Origin of the sequence: Oceanobacillus sp. FSL W7-1304, assembly GCF_037969805.1 — a bacterium.
In the GTDB taxonomy this organism is placed as follows: Bacteria; Bacillota; Bacilli; order Bacillales; family Amphibacillaceae; genus Oceanobacillus; species Oceanobacillus profundus.
In genome coordinates, this window is record NZ_CP150211.1 from 1,649,902 (window position 1) to 1,673,720 (window position 23,819).

Annotated in this window: 27 protein-coding genes and 1 riboswitch; of the genes, 6 read left to right on the forward strand and 21 right to left on the reverse strand. The window is 36.8% G+C overall.

The genetic code is table 11. The features are described 5' to 3' along the window. Window positions 1-45 precede the first annotated feature (45 nt). Window positions 46-92: riboswitch (PreQ1 riboswitch) on the reverse strand. A gap of 300 nt (window positions 93-392) precedes the next feature. Both NYE61_RS08300 and NYE61_RS08305 read right to left on the reverse strand, forming a co-directional pair. Beyond that, window positions 393-734: a zinc ribbon domain-containing protein YjdM gene (locus tag NYE61_RS08300; RefSeq protein ID WP_303447657.1), complete on the reverse strand. Its 342-nt coding sequence runs from the start codon at window positions 732-734 to the stop codon at window positions 393-395. 167 nt (window positions 735-901) lie between these two features. Beyond that, entirely contained in the window at window positions 902-2,092 is a 1,191-nt protein-coding gene (locus NYE61_RS08305; protein WP_251659652.1) for a coenzyme F420-0:L-glutamate ligase, read from the reverse strand. 115 nt (window positions 2,093-2,207) lie between these two features. Here NYE61_RS08305 and NYE61_RS08310 point away from each other — a divergent pair, with 115 nt between their 5' ends. Continuing rightward, complete coding sequence (locus NYE61_RS08310; RefSeq protein WP_303447658.1) at window positions 2,208-3,119, forward strand: LysR family transcriptional regulator; 912 nt, start codon at window positions 2,208-2,210, stop codon at window positions 3,117-3,119. Between the two features lie 90 nt (window positions 3,120-3,209). Here the strand turns inward: NYE61_RS08310 and NYE61_RS08315 are convergent, their stop codons facing one another. Then, window positions 3,210-3,419 carry a DUF2187 family protein gene (locus NYE61_RS08315; RefSeq protein WP_095313761.1) on the reverse strand — a complete coding sequence of 70 codons (210 nt, stop codon included), beginning with the start codon at window positions 3,417-3,419 and terminating at the stop codon, window positions 3,210-3,212. A gap of 488 nt (window positions 3,420-3,907) precedes the next feature. Between NYE61_RS08315 and NYE61_RS08320 the strand changes: the two genes are divergently transcribed. Continuing rightward, the gene (locus NYE61_RS08320; RefSeq protein WP_303447659.1) at window positions 3,908-4,927 is read left to right on the forward strand and encodes a YheC/YheD family protein; all 1,020 of its coding nucleotides are present in this window, start codon (window positions 3,908-3,910) and stop codon (window positions 4,925-4,927) included. Between the two features lie 401 nt (window positions 4,928-5,328). Here the strand turns inward: NYE61_RS08320 and NYE61_RS08325 are convergent, their stop codons facing one another. The 6 genes from NYE61_RS08325 to NYE61_RS08350 form a co-directional block, all read right to left on the reverse strand. After that, window positions 5,329-6,183: a hypothetical protein gene (locus NYE61_RS08325; RefSeq protein WP_303447661.1), complete on the reverse strand. Its 855-nt coding sequence runs from the start codon at window positions 6,181-6,183 to the stop codon at window positions 5,329-5,331. Then, a complete protein-coding gene (locus NYE61_RS08330; RefSeq protein WP_303447663.1) occupies window positions 6,164-7,117 on the reverse strand; it encodes a sialidase family protein in 954 nt (317 codons plus the stop codon). Before NYE61_RS08330 ends, NYE61_RS08325 begins: the two co-directional genes overlap by 20 nt. Before the next feature lie 155 nt (window positions 7,118-7,272). Beyond that, the gene (locus tag NYE61_RS08335; RefSeq protein WP_303447664.1) at window positions 7,273-7,719 is read right to left on the reverse strand and encodes a hypothetical protein; all 447 of its coding nucleotides are present in this window, start codon (window positions 7,717-7,719) and stop codon (window positions 7,273-7,275) included. 326 nt (window positions 7,720-8,045) lie between these two features. Further along, window positions 8,046-8,678 carry an NAD(P)-dependent oxidoreductase gene (locus NYE61_RS08340; protein WP_095313770.1) on the reverse strand — a complete coding sequence of 211 codons (633 nt, stop codon included), beginning with the start codon at window positions 8,676-8,678 and terminating at the stop codon, window positions 8,046-8,048. Between the two features lie 57 nt (window positions 8,679-8,735). Then, window positions 8,736-9,803 carry an LLM class flavin-dependent oxidoreductase gene (locus NYE61_RS08345; protein WP_303447665.1) on the reverse strand — a complete coding sequence of 356 codons (1,068 nt, stop codon included), beginning with the start codon at window positions 9,801-9,803 and terminating at the stop codon, window positions 8,736-8,738. A 15-nt stretch (window positions 9,804-9,818) separates the two neighbouring features. Next, window positions 9,819-10,670: a VOC family protein gene (locus NYE61_RS08350; protein ID WP_303447666.1), complete on the reverse strand. Its 852-nt coding sequence runs from the start codon at window positions 10,668-10,670 to the stop codon at window positions 9,819-9,821. Window positions 10,671-10,906: 236 nt separating this feature from the next. On the opposite strand from NYE61_RS08350, the gene NYE61_RS08355 reads away from it, so the two are divergent. Beyond that, window positions 10,907-11,230, forward strand: coding sequence for a helix-turn-helix domain-containing protein (locus NYE61_RS08355; RefSeq protein ID WP_303447667.1), 324 nt, complete (start codon window positions 10,907-10,909; stop codon window positions 11,228-11,230). Between the two features lie 84 nt (window positions 11,231-11,314). Here the strand turns inward: NYE61_RS08355 and NYE61_RS08360 are convergent, their stop codons facing one another. Beyond that, complete coding sequence (locus tag NYE61_RS08360; protein WP_303447668.1) at window positions 11,315-12,259, reverse strand: aldo/keto reductase; 945 nt, start codon at window positions 12,257-12,259, stop codon at window positions 11,315-11,317. 154 nt (window positions 12,260-12,413) lie between these two features. On the opposite strand from NYE61_RS08360, the gene NYE61_RS08365 reads away from it, so the two are divergent. Further along, the gene (locus NYE61_RS08365; RefSeq protein ID WP_303447669.1) at window positions 12,414-13,169 is read left to right on the forward strand and encodes an IclR family transcriptional regulator C-terminal domain-containing protein; all 756 of its coding nucleotides are present in this window, start codon (window positions 12,414-12,416) and stop codon (window positions 13,167-13,169) included. A gap of 21 nt (window positions 13,170-13,190) precedes the next feature. Next, window positions 13,191-14,339 carry an NADH-dependent flavin oxidoreductase gene (locus NYE61_RS08370; protein WP_303447670.1) on the forward strand — a complete coding sequence of 383 codons (1,149 nt, stop codon included), beginning with the start codon at window positions 13,191-13,193 and terminating at the stop codon, window positions 14,337-14,339. A 60-nt stretch (window positions 14,340-14,399) separates the two neighbouring features. Here the strand turns inward: NYE61_RS08370 and NYE61_RS08375 are convergent, their stop codons facing one another. The 3 genes from NYE61_RS08375 to NYE61_RS08385 all read right to left on the reverse strand — a co-directional run bounded on the left by NYE61_RS08375 (window position 14,400) and on the right by NYE61_RS08385 (window position 15,435). Then, window positions 14,400-14,597: a hypothetical protein gene (locus NYE61_RS08375; RefSeq protein ID WP_251659641.1), complete on the reverse strand. Its 198-nt coding sequence runs from the start codon at window positions 14,595-14,597 to the stop codon at window positions 14,400-14,402. Between the two features lie 63 nt (window positions 14,598-14,660). Then, complete coding sequence (locus NYE61_RS08380) at window positions 14,661-15,011, reverse strand: DUF4260 domain-containing protein (RefSeq protein WP_095313780.1); 351 nt, start codon at window positions 15,009-15,011, stop codon at window positions 14,661-14,663. Continuing rightward, window positions 15,004-15,435, reverse strand: coding sequence for a MerR family transcriptional regulator (locus NYE61_RS08385; RefSeq protein WP_095313781.1), 432 nt, complete (start codon window positions 15,433-15,435; stop codon window positions 15,004-15,006). The genes NYE61_RS08380 and NYE61_RS08385 overlap by 8 nt, the downstream gene beginning before the upstream one ends. A 308-nt stretch (window positions 15,436-15,743) precedes the next feature. Here NYE61_RS08385 and NYE61_RS08390 point away from each other — a divergent pair, with 308 nt between their 5' ends. Beyond that, window positions 15,744-16,520, forward strand: coding sequence for a formate/nitrite transporter family protein (locus tag NYE61_RS08390; RefSeq protein WP_095313783.1), 777 nt, complete (start codon window positions 15,744-15,746; stop codon window positions 16,518-16,520). Window positions 16,521-16,583: 63 nt separating this feature from the next. Here the strand turns inward: NYE61_RS08390 and NYE61_RS08395 are convergent, their stop codons facing one another. The 8 genes from NYE61_RS08395 to NYE61_RS08430 form a co-directional block, all read right to left on the reverse strand. After that, complete coding sequence (locus NYE61_RS08395) at window positions 16,584-16,733, reverse strand: hypothetical protein (protein ID WP_158586313.1); 150 nt, start codon at window positions 16,731-16,733, stop codon at window positions 16,584-16,586. A 194-nt stretch (window positions 16,734-16,927) separates the two neighbouring features. Beyond that, complete coding sequence (locus NYE61_RS08400) at window positions 16,928-17,149, reverse strand: heavy-metal-associated domain-containing protein (protein ID WP_251659637.1); 222 nt, start codon at window positions 17,147-17,149, stop codon at window positions 16,928-16,930. 15 nt (window positions 17,150-17,164) lie between these two features. Then, the gene (locus tag NYE61_RS08405) at window positions 17,165-17,656 is read right to left on the reverse strand and encodes a hypothetical protein (RefSeq protein ID WP_251659635.1); all 492 of its coding nucleotides are present in this window, start codon (window positions 17,654-17,656) and stop codon (window positions 17,165-17,167) included. Next, a complete protein-coding gene (gene fdhF, locus NYE61_RS08410) occupies window positions 17,631-20,621 on the reverse strand; it encodes a formate dehydrogenase subunit alpha (protein WP_251659633.1) in 2,991 nt (996 codons plus the stop codon). The genes NYE61_RS08405 and fdhF overlap by 26 nt, the downstream gene beginning before the upstream one ends. A gap of 306 nt (window positions 20,622-20,927) precedes the next feature. Continuing rightward, on the reverse strand, window positions 20,928-21,389 hold the full coding sequence (locus NYE61_RS08415; RefSeq protein WP_303447672.1) for a VOC family protein: 462 nt from the start codon (window positions 21,387-21,389) through the stop codon (window positions 20,928-20,930). Window positions 21,390-21,610: 221 nt separating this feature from the next. After that, window positions 21,611-22,399 (reverse strand): MBL fold metallo-hydrolase, encoded by a 789-nt coding sequence (locus tag NYE61_RS08420; protein ID WP_303447673.1) that lies wholly within the window; start codon window positions 22,397-22,399, stop codon window positions 21,611-21,613. Between the two features lie 71 nt (window positions 22,400-22,470). After that, the gene (locus NYE61_RS08425; protein WP_303447674.1) at window positions 22,471-22,869 is read right to left on the reverse strand and encodes a VOC family protein; all 399 of its coding nucleotides are present in this window, start codon (window positions 22,867-22,869) and stop codon (window positions 22,471-22,473) included. A gap of 45 nt (window positions 22,870-22,914) precedes the next feature. Next, window positions 22,915-23,745: a TIM barrel protein gene (locus tag NYE61_RS08430; RefSeq protein WP_303447675.1), complete on the reverse strand. Its 831-nt coding sequence runs from the start codon at window positions 23,743-23,745 to the stop codon at window positions 22,915-22,917. Between the last annotated feature and the right edge of the window lie 74 nt (window positions 23,746-23,819).

A 23,819-nucleotide genomic window follows, 5' to 3' on the forward strand; every position in this document is an offset into this window, starting at 1 on the left:
AAAAAAAGCCGTGTACCCCTAAGGCACACGACTTTAATCGCATCACTTTCCTTAGTTTTTTATAGAGGGTTAAAGCTAAGAACCTCTTTCGCATATTTACGAGTTTATTATATAGATGAATTATATATATGTCAATTTACACAAAACAGCATAAGAGGTAGTTTTAAGTAAAATTTTCCATTTACATAGACTTTTCTGTCAATAGGTGTTATAAAAGAAAAGCACCCTTATCTGTGCAACGACATCTATATCAACGATGCTAGCATCGATCATGAAAAACCTGGTAAAAGGACTTGACTCAATGCTTGAATCTAGCAGTAAAAGCTAAGTCCTTTTTATCTTCATATAAGCAATTTATTTTAAACATCATGCCTTTTTCAAAGCCTAAACATCTAAACTTTTTTAACAAATTCAGATTTCAGCTTCATTGCTCCAAAGCCATCGATTTTACAGTCAATATCATGATCGCCATCAACTAATCGAATATTCTTCACTTTCGTCCCTACCTTTACAACAGATGAACTTCCCTTTATTTTCAAATCTTTAATTACAGTGATTGTATCCCCGTCTTTTAGGACATTTCCGTTTACATCTCGAATCACATGCTCATCTTCATTGTTTTCCTTACCTGATTCTATAGTCCATTCATGCACACACTCTGGACATATAAATAGATTTCCATCTTCATATGTATACTCCGAATTACACTTCGGACAGTTTGGTACTTCTTTCATCACATGCTTCCTCCATCCATTATATATGCTCTTATCATGCCATATACGTCTTGCATTAACAACCTTCCCCGAATTGTATAATGAAAGTTCCGCGAATCTACTTTATAATGATGTTCAAACTAAAACAAGCAATGCCAGAAAATAACCAGCATTGCTTACTAAAATCCCTATTTCGTATAATTATCAAAATATCCTTGGATAAAGACAATCGGCGTACCTTTGTCGCCACTTCCTGAAGTCAAGTCAGCAAGAGAACCAATTAAGTCCGTAAGCTTTCTCGGAGTTGTCCCTTGTGCTTCCATTGCTCCAACAAGATCCTCATCTTTCTCATTAATAAATTTTGAGATTGCTTGCTGCAGTTCCTCGCCTTTCAAATCGGAAAAATTATTATCTGCAAGATATTTTAATTTTACTTCATTCGGTGTTCCCTCAAGTCCAGCTGTAAAAGCAGGAGATACTACTGGATCTGCGAGTTCCCAAATTTTACCTACAGGATCTTTAAATGCTCCGTCTCCATAAATCATTACTTCCACATTTTTTCCTGTTTTCTCTTGCAGCATACTTTGAATTCTGTCCACTGTCGGCTGGCAATTACGCGGGAAAAGCTTTACCTTATCTTCTGTTGATTTGTTTGAACCCAACAGTCCATATTCCTCATTATATCCACTGCCATCAATTGACTCTGCCAGGATATTATCAAGGCTATAAACCTTCTCCCCACCATTCGCTTCCAAAATTCTTTTCGTTCTGAATCTCGTATGAATATCACAAGCAAGCACACTCTTTGTATAATCTAGAATTGACTTCGGATTGTTCGAAAAGATAACCTCACATTCAACCCCAAATTCCTCAATAAGTGATTTATAATACTCAATATAATCTACACCAGTAAATGTATGCTTCAAATATCCAAAGTAATCACGGAATTGTTTTTCTGTTAAAACATCTGTCCAAGGATTAACTCCTTTTTCATCAAGCATATCAATACTCACTAAGTGATTCCCAACCTCATCTGACGGATAGCTGAGCATTAACACAATCTTTTTTGCACCTTTTGCAATTCCGCGAAGAATATTTGCAAAGCGATTTCTACTTAGGATTGGGAAGATAACACCCACAGTATCATCTCCAAATTTCGCGTGGACATCGTTCGCTATGGCTTCAATTGTAGCGTAGTTTCCTTGTGCACGAGCAACAATTGATTCTGTCAAAGCAACTATATCTTTATCATTAATTTGAATTTTTTCTGTTTCTGCAGCATGTAACACACTATCAACAACGATTTCCTCTATTTGATCACCTTGATTGATAATCGGACAGCGAAGACCTCTAACTACAGTTCCAACTACTCTTTCCAATCGAATCGCTCCTTCAATGTTAATGTCATTATGTATCTCTTTACTTGTAATATACATGGTATTAATGATATAAGTAAAATGAATATAACTAATATCAGATATAAGGAGCACTTATATGGCTAGCAAATTAGATTTATATAAGATATTTTGCAAAGTAGGAAAAACGAATAGTTTCTCGAAGGCAGCTGAAAGCCTTTATATGACACAGCCAGCTGTAAGTCAGGCAATTATGCAGTTAGAAAGAGATTTGGATACCCGACTTTTCAAGAGAACCCCCAAAGGCGTAACATTGACACTTGAAGGCGAGCTTTTATTCGAATACGCAAATTCCGCAATTAATTTAATTGATGCTGGAGAGGAAAAAATATTAGAATTTAAAAATTTAACGACAGGAGAGTTAAAGGTCGGAGTGGGGGATACAATTTCCCAGCATTTCTTACTTCCATATTTAGAAGATTTTCGTCATAAGTATCCTAAAATTAAATTTCATATTGTTAACGGAACGACTTTAGAGCTTTCTTCAGCTTTAAAGTCAGGAGAAGTCGACATTATTCTTTGTAATTTCCCGCTGAACGATCCAACATTTGAGCAAATCCCTTGTATGGATACCCATGACATCTTTGTTTGCGGGGAAAAGTTTAAATATATTTTATCCAAGCCATTGAGCTTCAAAGAATTAGTAAAGCTCCCTTTAATATTTCTCGAACCAAAGTCTAATTCAAGAAGATATGTAGAAAATCAGTTGAAATCAAAAGGAATAACAATCGCACCTGAAATGGAATTAGGCTCGTATAATTTGTTATTGGAATTCGCCAAAATAAATTTAGGGATTGCATGTGTAACAAGAGAATTTTCCTTTAGTTATTTGAATAGCGGTTTATTATATGAAGTGAAATTAGAAGAAGAGATACCGAAAAGAAGTATTGGAATCTGTTTCTTAAAGAGTGTTCCACTTTCTCCTGCTTCGACAAGGTTTGTAAAAATTATCCAAGGGGATTCAATTGGAAATAGGGCTCTTTCCCTCTAAGCGGGCGCATTAACTGAAAGTGGATCGTTGTATTTATTACGATCCACTTTCAGTTAATCTTTAGTTATTAGAATATTTTTCAACCAATACTTATTTCATCCGTTTATAATTTTTATGGTTTACAACTGTTTTAATTGGTTCTCCAGTTCCTTTATGATCACCAATTTTAACGATTACAGAGTTTTCACGAATCATGAGGACCTCTCCGGTTTTTCCCTTTTGTTCACCTTTTACGATTTGGATTTTATCCCCTTCGCTTACCTTCTTATCAACATTTGCTGTTTTATTCTCTTCTGACATGTCCAATTCCTCCTCTAAACCAACTAAATTAATCGGCAGTGCATTGTATTTACCTTATTTTAACACTCAAGTTAATCTTACAATATCTTTACAGTAACTTCACTTAATTTTAATTGAAACCTACTTTATTTAACATAATTAGGTTTCGATATTGCGACAACCTTATAAACTTGCCATTAAAGATTATCCTCTACACGTTTATCATGTTATATCCCATCTGTCAAGTTACTAAATTTATTTTGTTATTAAAAACGCTTTAAATTCAAAATTCCATTTGTTAATAACCATATATTTCCTCCCATTCCTAACTCTTCCTATTCTGTTATACCATTGAAACATCCATCATTAACTTGCAATAATTTTCATCACATTGTTAACTTATACCTGTTTGTCATGGTTGCAATTTAGGGTAGTATATAGTGTATCATTCATTTCAAACTGGAATTTCCTTAAGAGAGAGGAAGTGTGTGACGTTGGAAATTTGCTTTATGCGTAATCGTAGAAAACCAGCAAAATTCGCAAGACTACTATCAAAAGCTGCTAAATATTATGGTATTGACTTAATTTATTGTCATCCAACCGAGATCAATATGGAAGAGGAAATTATTCACGGAAAAATACTAAAGCATAACAAGTGGGTAAAAAAAGATATTTCTATCCCTCCATTTATTGATTTAAGCAGCTATTGCTATAAATATAAAGAAGAAATGAAATTTTTAAAGGAAAGAAGCATTCTATCTAGCTATGGTAAATTCGGCTCGAAAGAAAAGGTATATAAAATGTTGGGAGATGATGGAGAATTTAAACACTTACTCATTCCTTCCCAAACTGCTCAACATTTCGAAGCGTTTTATAGCTTCTTAAATGAACATAAAGAAATTATAGCAAAACCTCGAAATGGACAAAAGGGCGAGGGTATATTTCTGATTTCTATGAAAGATGACAGCTATATACTGAGCTATGAAAATCAGGAAAGAAACATTTCTTTAACGGAACTAAAAGATTTTTTTGAGAACCAGATTAACCCAAAGATCTATTTGTTTCAAAAATATATAGAGTCCAAATCAGAAGCTGGTGATCCTTTTGATTGCAGAATTCGACTTGAAAAGAATGGAAACGGCGAGTGGAGTGTCCCTATTTACCTCGTTAGGATCGGAACGAACCAAAAGGTCGTTTCGAATGTAGCGCAGGGTGGTAGTGTCAGTACGTTAACACCCTTCTTAAAAGCAAACTACGGGGAGAACTGGAAAGCAATCCGAGATTCAATTAAACGGATAGGAAAGACGCTGCCATATAAAATTGAGAAATTATCGAAGCAAGCTACTTCCATGGGTATTGACATTGGAATTGATAAGCATGGAGAGCTTTACTTATTTGAAGTAAACTCTGCACCAGGTGTAGAATTTGGCACAGGTGAAATCGCAAGCATTAAAGCTGATTATTATCATTACATTTTAAACAAAATTTCTAATCAGCCTGTTCGAGATAAAGAAATGTTATATTCTTAAATGACTTTTTGCAGCTATAAGTAAACGTGATCCCCGTACCTTTCCTAGGTACGGGGATCTCTTTATTGATTTAACGGCATGTGTAACCAGCATCTGCATGAATAACGGTTCCAGTTACATAAGAAGACTGATCAGAAGCTAACTATAGACTTGCTTGTACAAATTCCTCTTCTGTTTGACCGGTTTCCTCTATAGCACCTCTTAACAGGTGTATTAATTGCTTCTGGCGCTACAGAGTTAACGCGGATATTTTAATCCCCATTTTCTAGTGCAGCTACCTTTGTCATACCTACCACACCATGTTTTGCAACAACATAAGCAATATTATTTGTACTATATTTACGTCATCCCCTTTAATCAATTGTTGTAATTCATATTTCATTAGGAGAATAACTATCTTGTTAGGATCTTGATAATACGATTGGCTCAGCATTCTCCATAGTTGCTTTGTATAAAAGAATATTGCCTTCGTTCGCTTCTATTGTTCCTGTATCTACTTGAAAATTTTCATGTAATGCGATCGTCCAAGCTGCTTCACCATTCTTTTTTAAAACAATGGCAAGTGTCCCAAACTGATGTATATCATCCCATTGGAATATTTCTGCTTCTCCATTCTCGGTCACAGTAATTCCCTCGGGACCGCTAACCAGCTCAACGTTATCGCCTTGCCAGTTGCCATGTGTTTGTGCTCCAACATAATAATAGGAAATGCCACTTCCACGATCTCCATAAGTAGCAATGAACTGCTGTGTTGTATTATTTGCTGCTTTATACGTAACTGCTCCAACATCTTCCGCTAACCATTCAACTTGATATTCACCTATTGTCTGTTCTGGCAATACTTCCTTTGGACGAGCAAGAATACCATAATAGGATCGATAATAAATAGCTTCACCACTTTCCATATTCTCTTTAATGGAGAGAACATGCTTCCAATCAGGCGATATGCTTGTGATATTTTTAATCTCATTGTTGCTGCTAATCAGCAGAAAAACATGCCCGATAATAAGAAGTGCCGAAATGCTGGAGATACTCATTATAAATTTTCTAGTTGATTGAAGAAGCAGTAAGATCGCTAACGTTAGACAAACCAAACAAACGATATTTATGATATAGAATAACCGATTATCCACATACTCTACTTGGAATCTTTCGTGAAGGACAAGGTATCCTATTTGCATACAGAAAAAGCCAATTGCTACGAGAAATAACATCCATCCCATAACTTTTTTCCATTTACTCGTGTTCTGCTTCATCTGGCGGAACCTCCTTTGAAAAATCCCATGTTTGACCGTTATCCGTTGAGATAAATTCCCCTTTGACAAGTCCGCCTGCATAATCTCCGGTTGGCCCTTGATTTATCAACATCTTCAGCCGCTCTCCCTCTTTTACTGGAATTTCTGCGATTACAAAGACCTCATGATATTCCTCTGGCATAATAATGGATGCCTGATTCCACGTATTTCCCCCATCCTCAGTAACATAAAGCATCGGTTCTACCGGATTAATCGTTCCATAGGACAGGAAACCTGTAGTTTCATCCACAAAGCCACCATCCGAAATAAGTCTTGTCACTTCTGTATAGGTTGTTTCTTCCCAGCTCTTTCCTCCGTCATGTGTTAGAAAGACTGCGGAATATTCTTGAGACATGGTTCGACCACCAGAGATAATTGCATACCCAAAACGATCGTTTAAAAAATCTACTTTTCTAAAACGCATTACCGAAAATGGTTCAGTTACAACAGATTTCTCCCATGTTTCACCCTGATCGACAGAAAAAAGAAAAACGATTTGTTGTGCTTCCCAATCGGTTCCTTCCGAATAGAGAAAACCAACTCGCTCTTCCGTCAGAACATAGCTATTATCAATTAGCTCCTGCTCGCTCCCATTATACTCACCAGTAAATAGCTGGTTCTTCTCAACCGGAACCTCAACCCAATCCTCGCCATTATTAAAACGAAGGTTAAGCTGATCATTTTGTAAAGAATACGTAACAGCATCGTCAACGGTAACAGGTTGTAATTGCTCTGGTTGCGCTTGTTCTATTTCATCTAAGCTGTTTTCCTGCGAATTATTTACCAGAGCTGATTGTGGGAGCGAGACTCGATTTGAACTCTGATGATAGATTACTGCCATTATCACCAGGGCAATCACCATCACACCCGCTCCTAGTAAAAGATGATTTTTCACGTGTTCACTCCTTTTATAGTAGGTCTCTTTTTTAAAGTCTTTTAGGATATACGATAGTAAAATCAGTAATTGTCCATTGAATAATTCTCCTCTTTTAACTAAAAAGATTTTCTGAACCCTCAATTATTACTATCGCAAATAATACCCTCGTAAAATCAATCCTCCGGTTCTTCGTGTAACCCCCAAGGAATTCTAGCTTCAAATTCTAATTGTATGAACGGATGAGTCGACCTATCTTGTAATAAAAATGAACCCTTACCAAATCCAAATGTGAAGTTTTTAATTGTAGTGGTAGTTGTATCATCCCATGAAGAATCCGTACAATATTCGCCCTCTACTAGTCTGCCAACTATAGGATAATTCCCCATATATAAGTGCAGCCCATCTTCCATTTTTCCGAATTCCGATAAATTGTTTGGCATGGATGGTTGAATTCCCAGTAGGTTAAAAATGTCAATGATAGTAGAATCTAAATGTTTGCACATAACCATGTAGTTTTCGCAGTATAAACATTCGCAAACCTCTACATTTTCCCTATATAATTCTTTTGTCTGATTTACATCAACTTCTAACAACCAATTTATTAAGCTAATCTCTCTCACATTACTCCCACCTGAATTTTATTTTTATCTTTATAGTTTCCGGATCTTCTTCCCGTCCCCGTATTCGTGTATTTCTGTTATATCTATTCAAAATCGTTTATATATTTTAGGGCAAGTAATAATATTATTCTATCAGAAAAAGAAACTCTTATTTATATTGTATTCCTTTTCACTGATCAAAACGAGTAAAAATCAATACAAATTTACTCAAATTTAGGTGACGGCATAAAGCTCGTTCCGCTGTACAAAGAGTTAATTACTACTTATTTGATTAAGCAATTAAAAAGCTGGAACCATATGGCTCCAGCTTTTTAATCATTTATCAATTATTCACTTACAACCGTAAATCTTTCATTTACGTGTTTTGCATCTTCCATTTCATCGACAATTGCAATAGCAAAATCTGCATAGCTAATATAGCTTTGACCTGCTTCATTAAGAAGCAAGACATCTTTTCCTGTTTTGTAGGAACCTGTTCGTTCTCCCTCTGCATCAAATATAGCGGAAGGGCTGACAAACGTCCATGCTAATTTATCTGTCTCCTGTAATTCTTTTAAATTTCGTGCCTGCCCATTTGCAGTTGGTTTAAATACATCTGGAAAATCTGGCGTATCGATTATGCGGATTGTTTTGTTTTCATCAGCATAAAGACTCCCAGCTCCTCCGACAACGATTAATCTAGCGTTTGTTTCATGCAGTAGCTTGATTAGGTGATGTCCAGCATCAACATGTGCTTGCTCTTCACCAAGTGGGGCACCGAATGCATTTACAATTACATCAAATTTATGAAGGTCTTCTGTGTTCAGATCAAAAATATTTTTTTCGATGATGGTAATATTTTTAACGGCTAGCTTTGAAGCATCTCTTACGATAGCCGTAACTTGATGTCCACGATCCATCGCCTCATTTAAAATTAATTTCCCGGCTTTTCCACTAGCACCGATAACTGCAATATTCATTTTTTATTCCTCCAATTTTAGTTGAATGAATTTTATCGTAACCACGCTATACATAAATTATTTACCTTGACTCATCGCTTTCGTTAACCTTGGAACAACCTCAGTTGCAAGTAACTCTATATTTTTCTGTACTTTTTCAAACGGCAGTCCACCAATATCGATTTGCGCCAGAAAACGTGTGTGTCCGTATAACTCATGCTGCCTGAGGATTTTCTCAACAATTAGTTCTGGACTTCCAACAAATAATGCTGTTTCGGGACTGGCAACCTGTTCAAAGTCACTTCTAGACATTCGCGTTCCCATGCCACGCTGACGATTGACATAATTCCAGTAGTTGGCGTAATACGGATAAAACTCATCCCTCGCTTCTTCTGTTGTTTCAGCAAGGTAAGTATGCCCTGTCACACCAACTGTTAATGTATCTGGAGAATGTCCCGCCTCCAATCCTGCCTTGCGATAGATATCAACCAACGGCTTAAAACGCATTGGATCTCCACCCAATATCGCGATCGCCATACCTACACCGAGTCTCCCCGCACGAGCAGCACTTTCCGGTGTCCCGCCAACTCCAATCCAAATTGGCAATTTCCTTTGTACAGGACGTGGTGAAATTTCCGCATTTTTTAATGCTGAACGAAACTTTCCATTCCACGAAACGATTTCATTTTCATTGAGCTTTAAAAGTAAATCCATATGCTCGCTAAACAGTTCATTATAATCATTTGTATCATAACCAAACAATGGGAAAGATTCGATAAAAGCTCCTCGTCCAGCTAAAATTTCTGCACGTCCATTTGAAATTAAATCCAATGTAGCAAAGTCTTCAAATAAGCGAACAGGGTCAAGTGTGCTGATAACACTGGTAGCGCTCGTTAATCGAATCTGATTTGTCGCATTAGCAATAGCAGCTAATACCACAGCTGGTGAGGAAACCGCATAATCTAAGCGATGATGCTCCCCTATCCCAAATACATCCAGACCGGCTTCTTCTGCCAGCTTTGCCGCTTTAATAATTTCATCTATTCGCTGTTTCATGCTGATTGTTTTTCCAGTGATGGGATCTGGTCCTATATCCGCAAGTGTGTAAATCCCTATTTCAATCCCATTTTCTTTTAATGTTGACAATGCTTCTTCCACCTCTTAGATCGTTAACTCAATCCGATTTCCGGACGGATCATACGTCATTCTTCTTCCTGCTTCTTCAGTTACCGAAACGCCGATTTTTTTCAAGTTAGCGACTGTTTCCTTAATCGCTTCTTCATTCGGTAAAACAAGTGTATAGAATTCCATACCTACACTGTTTTCAGCTGGCTTCGGTGCTCCAACTCCATTCCATGTATTGACGCCAATATGATGATGATAGTTGTCTTTTGATAGGAATAGCGCCTGTCTTCCATAACGATTCACAACATCAAATCCAAGACCTTTCACATAAAATTCCTCTGTCTTGTCTAATTCAGAAACATGTAAATGGATATGCCCCATTAGTGTGTCTTCAGGCAGTCCTTCCCATGTTTCACCTGGTACACGATTCTTTAGTAACCTTTCAAAATCCAATGGGTCAACTGCCATTGCAACTTCTTCATCAGTCCAACTCCATTCTGATGGATTACGATCAATATAGATTTCAATTTCGTTTCCATCAGGGTCATGTAAATAAAGTGCTTCGCTTACAAGGTGGTCTGAGGAACCAAAACGAATACCTTTTTCTGAAAAATGCACAACAATATTAGCCAAATCTTTTTTCTCAGGCAATAGCAGGGCAAAATGATACAACCCAGTCGTTCTTCCTTGTTTTGGAATAACATCTTTTGGTTGCGTTAATGATAAGATGCTCGTCTTCCCGTCTGTTGTTAATTTTGCTGTATTAGCTGTTTGTTCTAATATATCGAAACCAATTATTTCTTGATAGTACTGTAAAGACCTTGCTAAATTTTCTACCTTTATGTTGACATGGCCAACGAATGTCGTTGGTTTAGTATGGAACCCCATAATCATCCTCCTCGTTTTTAATTCAATTAAATAGTTTGTTTGCTAAAATAAGCCTAATTCTTCAGCAGTTGTTTAGAATTAAACATTGTATTTTATTCATTTATAACATCTTTTTAATAAGATTACTTTATGTAACTAAGTTTATAATCAGAACTACATATTGTCAAGTAATAAATTTTATTTTTATAACAAAATGAATTTTTATGTTATACTTAAAGTAAGCGAGGTGAATATAATTGGCACAACCAACAATCTGTCCAAAGTTTGAAAAAGCCATCTCACTGTTAAGTCAAAGGTGGACGGCATTAGTAGTTTATCAATTATTGCTAGGAACACAACGTTTTAGTGAAATCCAATCAGCTATCGGCATAAGTGGAAAAGTATTATCCGACCGTTTAAAGGATTTAGAAAAGCAAGATATCGTGAAACGTGAAGTTATACCAGATACACCAGTGATTATTGAATACTCTTTAACAGAAAAAGGGCGTTCAATGGAGCCAATATTGCGAACGATCGAGAGCTGGTCACAAGATTGGTTTCAATCCGAATCTGAGAAATGACAGATTGGAAATCCACTTAATCATAAGGAAGGGTTGTCCTCCAAAATCATGTTGGCTGATTTTGGAGGACAACCCTTTTTCTTCTTACTCGTTTTTATTTAAAATTTCATCGATTGCTTGTAGCTCTTCTTTCGATAATCGAATGTCACTTGCTTTAACATTTTCGCGAATTCTCTCTTTGCGTTTTCCACCTGGAATTACTGCATCTACGCCTTCCTGAGCAAGCAGCCATGCTAGTGCTAAATTCGGCAAGTTCGTATCCTTACGTACAGCAAACTTGTTTAATTCATCTACTTTATCAAGCGTTTGAATATACTGCTCTCCTTGGAACAATGGAACAGACTGGCGCCAATCACCCGCATCTAATTTAGTCTCCTTTGTAAATCCTCCGCCTAGTAATCCAAATGCTAATGGACCATATGGAATAAATGAAATATTATTTTCTCTTGTGTATGGCAATAATGCTTCCTCAGCAGATCGATCCAGCATATTGTATGGTGATTGCAAGACAGAAATGTCACCATGTGCATTCGCTTCTTTTAACTGCTCAATAGATAGATTTGAAACCCCAATCGACCGAATTTTTCCTTCTTCCTTTAGACGCGCTAACTCACCAATTGATTCGGAAAAAGGCGTTTTATTATCTGGGAAGTGCAAATAATATAAGTCTACATAGTCTAATTGCAGCCTTTGTAAACTTTTCTCAACTGCTTCCCTTAAATATTCAGGACGATTATCTGTTTTCACATCATCTAAATTCGTAAAGTTTTGTGCTCCCTTTGTTGCAATAACAAAATCATCACGTTTAAATTCTTTTAATGCTTCACCAACTAATTCTTCCGAACGTCCAAGACCGTAAATGTCAGCAGTATCAATAAATGTTACCCCAAGGTTAAGTGCTTCCCTTACTAAATCTTTTCCATCTTGTTCATTTAAATTTTGGAATAGATTATGACCACCAACAGCATTTGTACCAAGTCCAATCGCCGATATTTCCAAATTTGATTTCTTTAGCTTTGTATAATTCATGTTTTTCCCTCCTTGTATTTGAGTAGCTATAGCATAATTTCTACATGTAAAAACTACAAATATTCTTGGTAAAGTTTCAAATAATGAAACTCACTATGATTATTTTGTAGTAAACTATCCAAACACCTATACTACAGAAGACGGGGTGATAAAAATGGCACAAAATCAAGTTTCTACATTAAGAAAAGGACTTCTCGTATTAGAACTGGTTAAACAAAATGAGGGAATTACTTTAGCAGAGGTGATGAAGGAGCTTCATTTAAGTAAGTCTACAGCATTCCGATTATTAACGACCTTAGAAGAAATGAAGTATATCTATAAAATTCAAACATCGTATTTCTTTAATCCAAAGGTTTTCCTTGATGAATCTGAAAAACGCTCCTCAAAGGGCTGGACATCTTTACGTTCCATTTACCAAGCAGCAGAAAACCTGCAAATGAGTACCTATTTAGGAAAAGTAGATGGTACCGACTTAGTTATGACCCAGGTATTACACGCTCCTTTCCAGCAATCAGCAGACGAAGAAATGGGTAACCGCTCTAAATTACATCTATCTGCTTTAGGCAAAGTCATTTTAGCACATTTAGATGATGCTAAATTAACTCCCCTACTCGATAAAATGGCACTGGATCCTGCCACAGTCAATACGTTTCAAGACTCCCAATTATTTCGTTATCATTTAAAGGCGATACATGAAGATGGATACGCTTTTGATGACGAAGAACGAGCTGTTGGTCTCCGTTGCGTTGCTGTACCAGTTTTTCGCAATAAGAAAGTCATTGCTGCATTAGCTATTGCGGCACCAACAGATCAACTATCACGTAGCAGTGTCAAACAAATTGCTTTAAAACTAAATGTCGGTAGTAAAGCAATCACACAAGAATTAGAGGCTTTAGATAATATACATTAATTTATATAACGGAGGAATAACATGAAAAGCAATGTTCAGCACTTATTTCAAGACTTTACATTTAAAAATGGTGTCCATGTAAGGAATCGGTTGACGATGGCACCAATGACGACTTTTTCTGCAGATAGCAATGACTATGTTTCACAAGAAGAGATTGATTATTATAAAGAACGCGCAAATGGGATAGGTACAATCATTACTGCTTGTGCCTATATTTCCAAAAATGGTAAGGGCTTTGATGGCCAAATGAGTATCGATCACGATGGGACAATTGATGGTCTTACGAAGCTTGCTGAAGTTATCCACGCCGGTGGAGCAAAAGGGATTGTTCAACTTTATCATGGTGGCCGTTTAGCAGTACCTCGGCTTACTCCAAATGGTGAAACCGTTAGTGCTAGTGCAGTTCCGCCTCTTGGAGATCGCGGATTTTATAGTATCGATCAAGCACCTCGAGCATTAACAACAGAAGAAGTTTATGAAATTATCACAGATTTTGGTGAGGCAACACGCCGTGCAATTGAGGCTGGATTTGATGGTGTTGAGCTGCATGGAGCAACAGGTTACTTACTTCAGCAGTTTGTTTCACCACATTCTAACTTAAGAACAGATGAATTTGAGGGTCGTCACCTATTCGCATTAAAATTAATCGAAGAAGTAAAACAAGTCGTCCAAAAACATGCAACAAAACCATTCCTAATCGGTTATCGTTTTTCACCGGAAGAGCCAGAAACACCAGGAATCACGATGAAGGAAACATTTGCTTTAATGGATGACTTAATTCAGGCAGACATTGATTATTTGCATATTGCAACGACGAATGCATGGGCAAAATCCCGCCGAGGCATTGTTAGCGATAAATCCCGTACCGAGTTAATTGCTGAATATGTTGACGGGCGTGTGCCAGTAATCGGTGTCGGCAATGTGCATACACCGGATGATGCTGCACGTGTGTTAGAAAAAGGAAAGACAGAATTTGTCGCACTTGGACGAGCTATTGTCGTTGACCCACATTGGGTTGAGAAAGCAAATGCTGATCAAGAAGACACGATTATTCATCACCTAACAGAAAATGATCAACAAAACGCAGTCATCCCAACACCATTGTGGAAATTAATTTTAGAGGTTCAAGGTTGGTTTCCAGTTAAAGAAACAGAGGAAAGCTTGAATTGATTTTTCATGTTGTATAGCCGACATAAGAAAACATGAAAATAACTTATAAAATGAACGTTTTCAGGCAGTGCTCGAGTAGTGCTCGAGTGGAAGTTCCATGGCATATAACCCACATTCCTTACCTTGCTTGGCAGATAGGAAAGTATAGAACTTTCCTATCTGCATAACTGCAACTGTCAGCTCTTTCGTGATATGACTTTGTGAGAAAGGAAAGAAAAGACCTAAACTTTCTGGAGCAATTTGCATAAACGACTTCATTTAGATTTATCTTTTGATTATATACTTTTCACCAAGCTCCGTCTTTTATATACATAAATATCCTTAAATCTCTTGTATATGTGTATGCTTAAATTCATCGGAATACTTTAATCCATAGCTGAATAATCGATCCATAAAGATATGTGCAAACCAAATGATAGATAATAAAAGCAAGAAATCTTTTGCGAAAATGACCGAGCAAAAAATAAATAATAAAGGCAATATAAAACTATGACCAATGTTATAAACGGTTGCACCTACTTTATTGTTCCATGCATATCCAATCATTGTAATATCGGGAACAAATAACAGCACAAAAAATAACCATATTGGAAAATCCAGCAAAACATACATGTAAAATGAGAATACAAAAGCAATTCCATTTTCTATTCGAACCATTCGCTGATTAGTCATTAAATCCCCCCGATTGAATATTATTGAAAAATCCAAACAATAATTCTTCAATAACTTCTTTGTTTCTTTCGTATTTTCCTTCGTTGATTAATTCCTTAATTCGATGCACTACTTTTAATGCTTGCTGATAGAACCGAATCTTTTCTTCAAGGTTAATCATTTTTTCATCTAATAACGAGACGGTAGAAACGTTGCATTCGATTGAAATTGGTTGATCTCTTAACAGAAGTACTTGTTGAATCTCTTTAATGGTAAAACCTAATTGCTTTAATACAATAATAAATTGTAACTGTTTCTCGCAGGCTACATCATATTCCCGGTAACCATTTTCCCGCCTTTTCGGAACTAAAATATTTTCCTTCTCATAGTAACGAACAGTATCCGGTTGAATATGGTATTTTGCAGCAAAGTCTTTAATTTGCATAGCAGCAATCCTCCCATAAAAATAATAACATTGGAGAAAACTCCAAGGTCAATAGTTAATTTCTGAGCGAAGAAACAAAACCATCACAACAATATCAATTGTACAATTATTGATTCGTATTGAAAATACTTCTTATATTAAACTGCTCAATTTGTCCATTCAGCTTTAACTATATAGCCTATGGCTTGTAAAATTCCCTTTCAGTTCAATAATCATAATTTCTGGGGTTTTAACTTATGTATGATTAGCCTAGCCTTGAAAATAATAAGATTATCTCTGCTATTAAAAGAAGAGGATAGGTGATATAAATGGCATTTAATCCCCCAAAGAAAACGGCTAGACTTGCTGTTGAACACGGTGCAAAAAAGGCAAATTTGCCGATTTTAACTCAATCCATATTGGGATTTTTAGCAGGAGCATTTGTCGCTTTTGGTTTTTTGTTAGATATTCGGGTTACAGGTAATCTTCCAGTGGAAATTTGGGGATCAATGGGATCATTTATTGGAGCATCTGTCTTCCCTGTGGGTCTTATTTTTGTACTATTGGCCGGTGGAGAGCTATTAACAGGAAACATGATGGCTGTAACAACAGCAAGATTTGCAGGTAAAATTAAAACAACATACTTAATTAAGAACTGGACCATTGTGGCTATTACTAATTTTATTGGTTCTATATTTGTTGCATATTTCTTTGGTCATCTTCTAGGCTTAACAGAAACTGGCCCTTATCTAGAAGCGACCGTTGCCATTGCTGAGGCAAAAATAGCGGATCCATTTATGCTTGCGTTTCTATCCGGTATTGGTGCTAATTGGCTGGTTTGTTTGGCAGTATGGCTTTGCTACGCAGCCGATGATGTTACAGGCAAAATCCTTGGTATTTGGTTTCCAATTATGGCCTTTGTAGCAATCGGGTTTCAGCACGTTGTTGCAAATATGTTTGTTATCCCAGCCGCTATCTTTGCCGGGTATTTTACCTGGGGAGAGTATTTGATAAATTTCGTAGCTGTTTTTCTTGGAAATGCTGTTGGAGGAGCTTTTTTCGTAGGTGGATTATATTATTTAGCATATATTCGTGAAAAGGTTTAAACACATAGGAGAACTACTAAAGGGATCTGAGAACGCTTGCTTAAAACATCAAAAAACCCAGGTTTATTCTATACCTGGGTTTTCATCAGTTTGCAGCGAAGTAGGGTGGATAAGGTTATCCGCGCAATCCGAACAAACGTCTAATATTCTATATGGGCGCTGTTCTTTTTCGGTTTCCTCTTCCCTGCCACATACTTCACAAATTCTAGGCAAATGAAAAACCTCCCTTTTAGAGGTTGTTCAAAAAGTCCGGTAAAAATGACACGTCGAGAACAAGGACCTTCGACTAAAAAACGACACGTCCTGGTCGAACGTCGAAGTCACCACATCCTGTGGTAGCCCGGTACTCAAAACTTCACCACCTCGAACTTCTAGGTCTTTTTATCCTCCTATTTGAACATACACTTTTACATGTCATCCTCCAGTTTATTTACTTCATAACCTAGGTCTTTTACTGCTTGTTCGAAATCGATTAGTGATCCTGCATCCTCGTCATAAGAAATAATCGCTTCATTGGTTTGCGTATTAATTTTAATATTGCGAACTCCCCACACGTCATGCAAGGCATCGCTTACTTTCCTTTCATCTTCCTTTTTTAGATCTGGAATAGAAAGTTTATGTGTTATCATTTTCATCACCTTCACTTAAGAAGTATGTTTTTGAGATAATCCTTCACCCATACCACTTAAAAATTGAATCATCGCATTAAGGGAATTTCTTACTTCAATATCTTTTGTTGACTTATAGAGGTTCCACATTCCAATATTTTCATTGTAATTGGAGGCTTCTGTCATTCTTTCTAATCCTTTATTTACCCCATTAAAGATTGCCTTTATTTGATCGGGATCCATATCGGAAAGCAATTGAATGGTGCTCATTCCATTTTTGATAATATTATGCATCCCAGTTTGGTTCAGTTGTTCAACGGCAATTGCGCCTACTTTTTCACGTGTGCGCAGCAAACCTTTGAGCATATCAAGAACTCCAAAATCATGGAGTTCTTTTAATATAATAAGGGTATCTTCAATAGCTTCACGGTTTTCCGCAATTTGTTTAATTATAGCTTGCAGGTCTTGTGCACGTTCTTCCTCTTCACTAAGTTGTTTTTTCTCAATTTGCCTTATTGCCCTTGCCACGTAAACCACCCTCTCTTCTTATCACTTCAGGTATCGGCGTAAAATCATCTCTTCTCCATTTTTTCTCTACTTCTACACCGATATGTGGTTGTGGATTACCGAAACGGTGATTATTTTTTGGCAATGGAGATTCGCCTGTTTTCTCGAGCACTTCCATTCTTACTTGTGCCTCTTTATAATTTGGTGTATGTGTGTCTTTGTCATAGTAACTGCTTGTTAACGCATTTACTGCTTTTTCGTATTCCACGGTATTCATAGGCAGGTACAGTTCATTCCCCGTTACTCTTTCAGATACCAATACACGCACTTTCACCTTTCCATAAGGGGAAATGAGACGGACGAGTGAACCGGTCTCGACATTTCTTTCTTCTGCTAGTTCTTTCGAAACCTCAAGCCATGGCTCGGAAACCATCTGATTAATTCCGGCTGATTTATTAGTCATATTGCCTTCATGAAATTGTTCCAAAAGTCGTCCATTGTTTAGGTGAAGATCAAATTCTTTCCCAAACTCCATTGGTGGAGTCCAATCAACTGGGAATAATTTTGCTTTACCATCTTTAGATTTAAATTCTTCTTCATATAGCAATGGTGTGCTTTCTCCGTTTGGTTTAACAGGCCAAATTTGGCTATCCCACCCTTCAAGAAGATCATAGCTTACACCTGCGAAAATAGGAGCTAATTTAGCTACTTCCGCCATAATTTCTGATGGGTGTTCATACTTCCAGTCAGCTCCACATTTATTTGCAAATTCCTGGAAGATTTGCCAGTCTGGTTTACAATCACCTAATGGTTCTAATACTTGGTAAAAGCGTTGGATTCTTCTTTCTGTGTTTACAAAAGTACCTTCCTTTTCCAAACTAGGAGCAGCTGGTAAAACAATATCTGCGAATTGGGCCGTTTTAGAGAAGAAAATATCTTGCACCACGAAGAATTCCAGTTTTTCAAATGCTTCATGTACGAAATTAATATTGGAATCAACCAATGCCATTTCTTCACCGAATAAGTACATGCCTTTTATGTTGCCATCCATAATACCATCCACGATTTGGTGGTTATCCAGACCAGGATCTTTAGGCAGCTTTGTTCCCCATGCTTTTTCATAGCGTCCACGTACTAAATCATTTTCAATTGGTTCATATCCTGGCAGCCAGTTTGGCATCGTTCCAAAATCACTTGCTCCCTGTACATTATTGTGACCACGAAGCGGATAAGCACCTGCTGCAGGTTTACCAAAATTTCCTGTGACCAATAAAAGGTTAGCAATTGCGGTACTTGTGTCTGTACCACCAAGGTGTTGTGTAACACCCATAGCCCAAAGGATACATGTACCGTTTGATTCGTGTATCATTTCCGCTACTTGTATTAATGTATCTTTCGAGATACCTGTCACTTTTTCCGCATAATCAAGCGTAAATTTTTCTAATGATTGTTTATACTCCTCTACTTGATTAACACGTTTTTGTAAAAACGCTTCATCTTCCCATCCTTGATCAAAAATATACTTCGTAACAGCTGACAGCCATACTAAGTCTGTTCCTGGTTTTGGATGAATGTATAAATCAGCTCTATCAGCCAGTTCATTCTTCCGCAAATCTGATACGATCAGTTTCTGACCATGTAATTTATGTGCCCGTTTCACCCTTGTTGCCAATACGGGATGGGATTCGGAAGGATTTGCACCAACAACCATTACTAAATCAGCTGCCGCGATGTCCTTGATTGTTCCAGAATCCCCACCAATACCAACTGTGCGCATAAGTCCAGCTGATGCAGGAGTTTGACAGTATCTCGAGCAATTATCAACATTATTAGATTGAAAAATGGAACGAGCTAGTTTTTGGAATAGGAAATTTTCCTCGTTTGTACATTTAGAAGATGCAATAAAACCAAGCTTGTCGCCACCTTCTTTTTCTTTAATTTCCATAAACTTCTCGGCCATTAAGCTCAGCGCTTCTTCCCAGGTTGCCTCGTGAAATTTATCTCCTTTACGAATCAATGGTTTGGTAAGGCGCTCCTCACTATTCACAAAATCCCAACCGAATTTCCCTTTGACACAAGTAGAAATACCGTTAACCGGTGCATCACTCTGAGGTTGAACTTTAAGAATATCTCTACCTTTTGTCCATACTTCAAAACTACAACCTACCCCACAATAGGTACAAACCGTTTTTGTCTTCTTAATCCGATCTTCACGCATCGCCGCTTCAACATTGGAGATGGTGAAGATTTCCTTATATCCTGGTTCCACTTCTTTTGTTAGATCAATCATTGGTTCAAGGATATTATTTGGTATTCCCGTCATGTACCCAGCTTCACCGAGCATGGATTTTTCCATTAGAGCGTTACAAGGACATACGGAAACACAATGTCCACATGATACACAAGAAGATTCATTAATTGGCACATCATTATCCCAAATGACCCTTGGGTGTTCCCGATCCCAATCAATGCTAAGCACTTCACTTACTTGCAAGTCCTGACATGCCTCCACGCACAACCCACATTTGATACATTGATCAGGCTCATATCGATAAAATGGATGTGAATTATCTGGAGGATACGGTTTGGGTGTAAATTCGTATTTTTGGTGCTCTAGTTCTAAGTATTCTGCAGTATTATGTACCACACAATTTCCATTGTTATTGTCACAAACAGTACAATAAAGCTCATGGTCCTTCAGAATACGTGACATACCCTCTAACTGTGCTTCTTTTGCTGTTTCTGACACAGAGTTTACAACCATATCGGGTTCCGCTTTTGTCGCACATGCTCGTCTTAATTGCCCATCGACTTCTACAAAGCATGTGTCACAAGTTTGAATAGTTCCTATACCTAGATCTGGTTGTGACGAACAAATACCGGGAATATAAATATTGCTTTCTAAAGCTGCCTCTAAAATAAATTGCCCATCTTTTGCTTCGATTGTAATGTCATTTACGGTTATTTGGAAACTACGACTTTCCATAAAAATCCCTCACCACCTTATTTTCCTTTATATGAAAGTATTTACTAAAAAATTTAAAATATAACTGGAGTTTGTAAACAAGGTGAGTGAGGGCATGTTGCTTTTACACGAAGAATCAAGTGAAGAATAGTCGTCAATTGGTTTCAGGAAGGTGTGATAGAATTAATTAAAGTGAATGATAGCTTTCACTTTAGTTTTTTTATAACCGCTTCAACAAAGAAAAAAGACCCGCTAAAAATATAGCGAGTACGTTAATATATATATGGAATGTATTACAAAATTCAAACTCTCATCATTTAATTAATTTTATGTATGTGAATTCAATTGTTCCCATTCGCTTAAATACATCCGTTTGGCTATCTTTTTAGGATTTTCTAGTTTGCAAATTAGTTCTAAACTATTGCCATCTGGATCATTGAAATGGATTTTAGCATGAGCGTAGCTTTCATGTGGCATTACGAACGGTTCTACGGGTTTAAAACCAAATGCCTCCCTTGGTTCATATCCTATACTTTGTAACCAACCAACTGATTTCTTAAGGTCTTCTAATGTTACTTGAAATGCGATATGTCTTATCGAAGGATGGTATTCTAGCTGTACATTTTCTGATTCCCATAATCCAAGCCAACTTTTGTCTCTTTCAATCCATAAAAATGCCAGCCTCTCTTCAACAATATGATCAAGCACGAGACCTAGATTTTCATAAAATTCAATTGACCGTTTTAAGTTACTGACTGGTAAATGCGCTTCGTATAATCCTTTAATCATGATAGATAATTCTCCTTTTACTCTAACAAGTAAATTACATTTATTGAATCAACATGTTTCCCACATATTGAGCAGTACCACTCGAGCTTGTGAATGTAGCAACTAAAACATAATTCCCTTTAATATTTGGCATTTAAAAACCATCTCAAAAACTGAAGTTTAGATGATTTTGATACCTCTAATACTTCTCTTAAGATGCCCTATTAGCTATAAGAATTTCTTTAAAATTGAACACGAAACCCTTTGAATTGATGAATACCAGTTCCAAATTTTATAAGTCCTTCATCTCTTAGCTCTTTTGCTGTATTTTTCACTTCTTGTAAAAGATCGGGATTCAGCCCTATCGTATTATGTCCACCAAAAATCTTCGTTACGTGGGGAATCGTTGAGATTCTTTCTAATGATTGTACTAACTCCATCGGATTAGTTGTAGGAAAGAAAGCATAGATTGGAGTCTCATCATAGAGTAAATCTCCTGTAAACAAATAACCAGTATGATTATCTAAGATAGATATATGACCTGGGGAATGGCCTGGCGTATGGTAAATCGTCAAGTTTCTATTTCCTATCTCTATTTCATCCCCATCATTTAATAGACCAGTAGGCTTTCCTTGATATGGTCTGTATGTAGCAGGATTAAATGTCACTGGAGTAGGTAAGGTAATATCACGACTTACATCTTTTCTTATTTGCTCTATGGAAAGTTGCTTAATTCCATTGATAAGCCAGTCTTCTTCATCCTTATGGACATAGATGTCCTTAAATTCAGAATGACTTCCGATATGATCCCAGTGAACATGGGTGGTTAGAACAATAATTGGCAGGCTTGTTAGTTGGTCAGTAATTCGTTTTATATTGTCAATCCCCAGTCCTGTATCAATTAATGCTGCCTTCTCTTCACCTATTAACAAGTAGGAGTGGACTTTTTCCCAATGTCCGAACTCACTAATAGCAAACGTAGTATCGTCTATTTGCGTCACTGTGAACCAAGCGTCTGTAATACCAACCATTTAAACGCTCCCTCTCTATTTTTACTTACTAAATGATTATATTATTTTTGAAAATCTGTCCTTTAACACAATTAAAATTCTGTGCTCATTTCGATGCTTTCATAAATTTCTATCAGTGACCCAGCAGGATCCCTAAAATGCGCTACCTTAATACCCCAATTCTTTTGTTCGGTTGGTTTCGTAATAAAATTCACTTTATTTTTTAATGCTTGATATGATTCTTCCACGCTTTCTACACTAAAAATTAAAGCTGTCCTATCTACTTTTTCAATATCAGTAGAATAATCTCCACCAATTGCTTTAATCATCTGTTTACGATCAAAAACACCTAAAGTAGCTCCATTAAATTTAAAATCGGCATAATTAGAATTCTCATCGCCCCAAGACACGTCAAACCCTAATACATCTCTATAAAATAAAAAACATTCTTTATAATTGTCTACAAGCAATCGAGTGTGCGTAAATTCCATGATAAATTCCTCCTCTAAATAATCATTGCTGGGTCTTGAATTTGGTTAGTCGCCTATTATGCCTATTATATCTTTCACCCAATCAATCCCTTCATTAACAAAGGCTTCTGTCGGATTTGTATGTGGCGTATGTTCAAAAATGAAAAACACATCCGAATTTGTCGATAGCTGATAAATTAAATTCTTTACTTTAAAATGCGAATTGCTATTTTCGTGAGATGGATGAACAGGCACCCAAATATATTTATCATTGTGAAACTCTACGTTGTGTAAATGTACTACCTTTACATGCTTTTTCCACTTTTCGATATAATCTATTGCTTCATCGCCAACCGCCAATACATAATCCCCGATATCAATGCAAAGTTTTATTCCATACCTATCCCAGATTTCAATTGGAAATGCATCCAGTGCTTTTATACCAAACGCGGATCTGTTAAGACCTAATTTTGGTTCGCACACAATTGGTATAGAATATCTTTCTTGCAGCTGATGCAATCTTTTTAATCCGCTTTCAATAATTTCAGCAGAATCAATGTCTTTTTCTTCTTTGAAGTAAGGAAAGTGTACTAAAATATAAGCCGCGCCTAACTTGGACATATAGTTAACTTCCGATTCAAACTGTCTCCAAGCCTGCTCCGGTTCGTAATTTACCTTTTCCAGCAAATCGTATTTACTTTGATTTCTGTACAATGGAGAATGCAGTCCAAACGTTTTATTTTCTTTATTCGTTAACTCTATGAAATAATTAAAGGAATCCTCACTTGGAAATTCGCCAATTTCAATATGACTCACATTATCCTTATTAAATAATAAAGGGATTTTCTCAGGATCTGACATAATTGTACTTCCAGAAAGTCCTATGTGATGATGCATCTTTTCCTCTCCTTTTATCTATTATAGCTTTTAGATACGTAAACTCGTTTGTGACTGTTAGGCACTTCTAGATT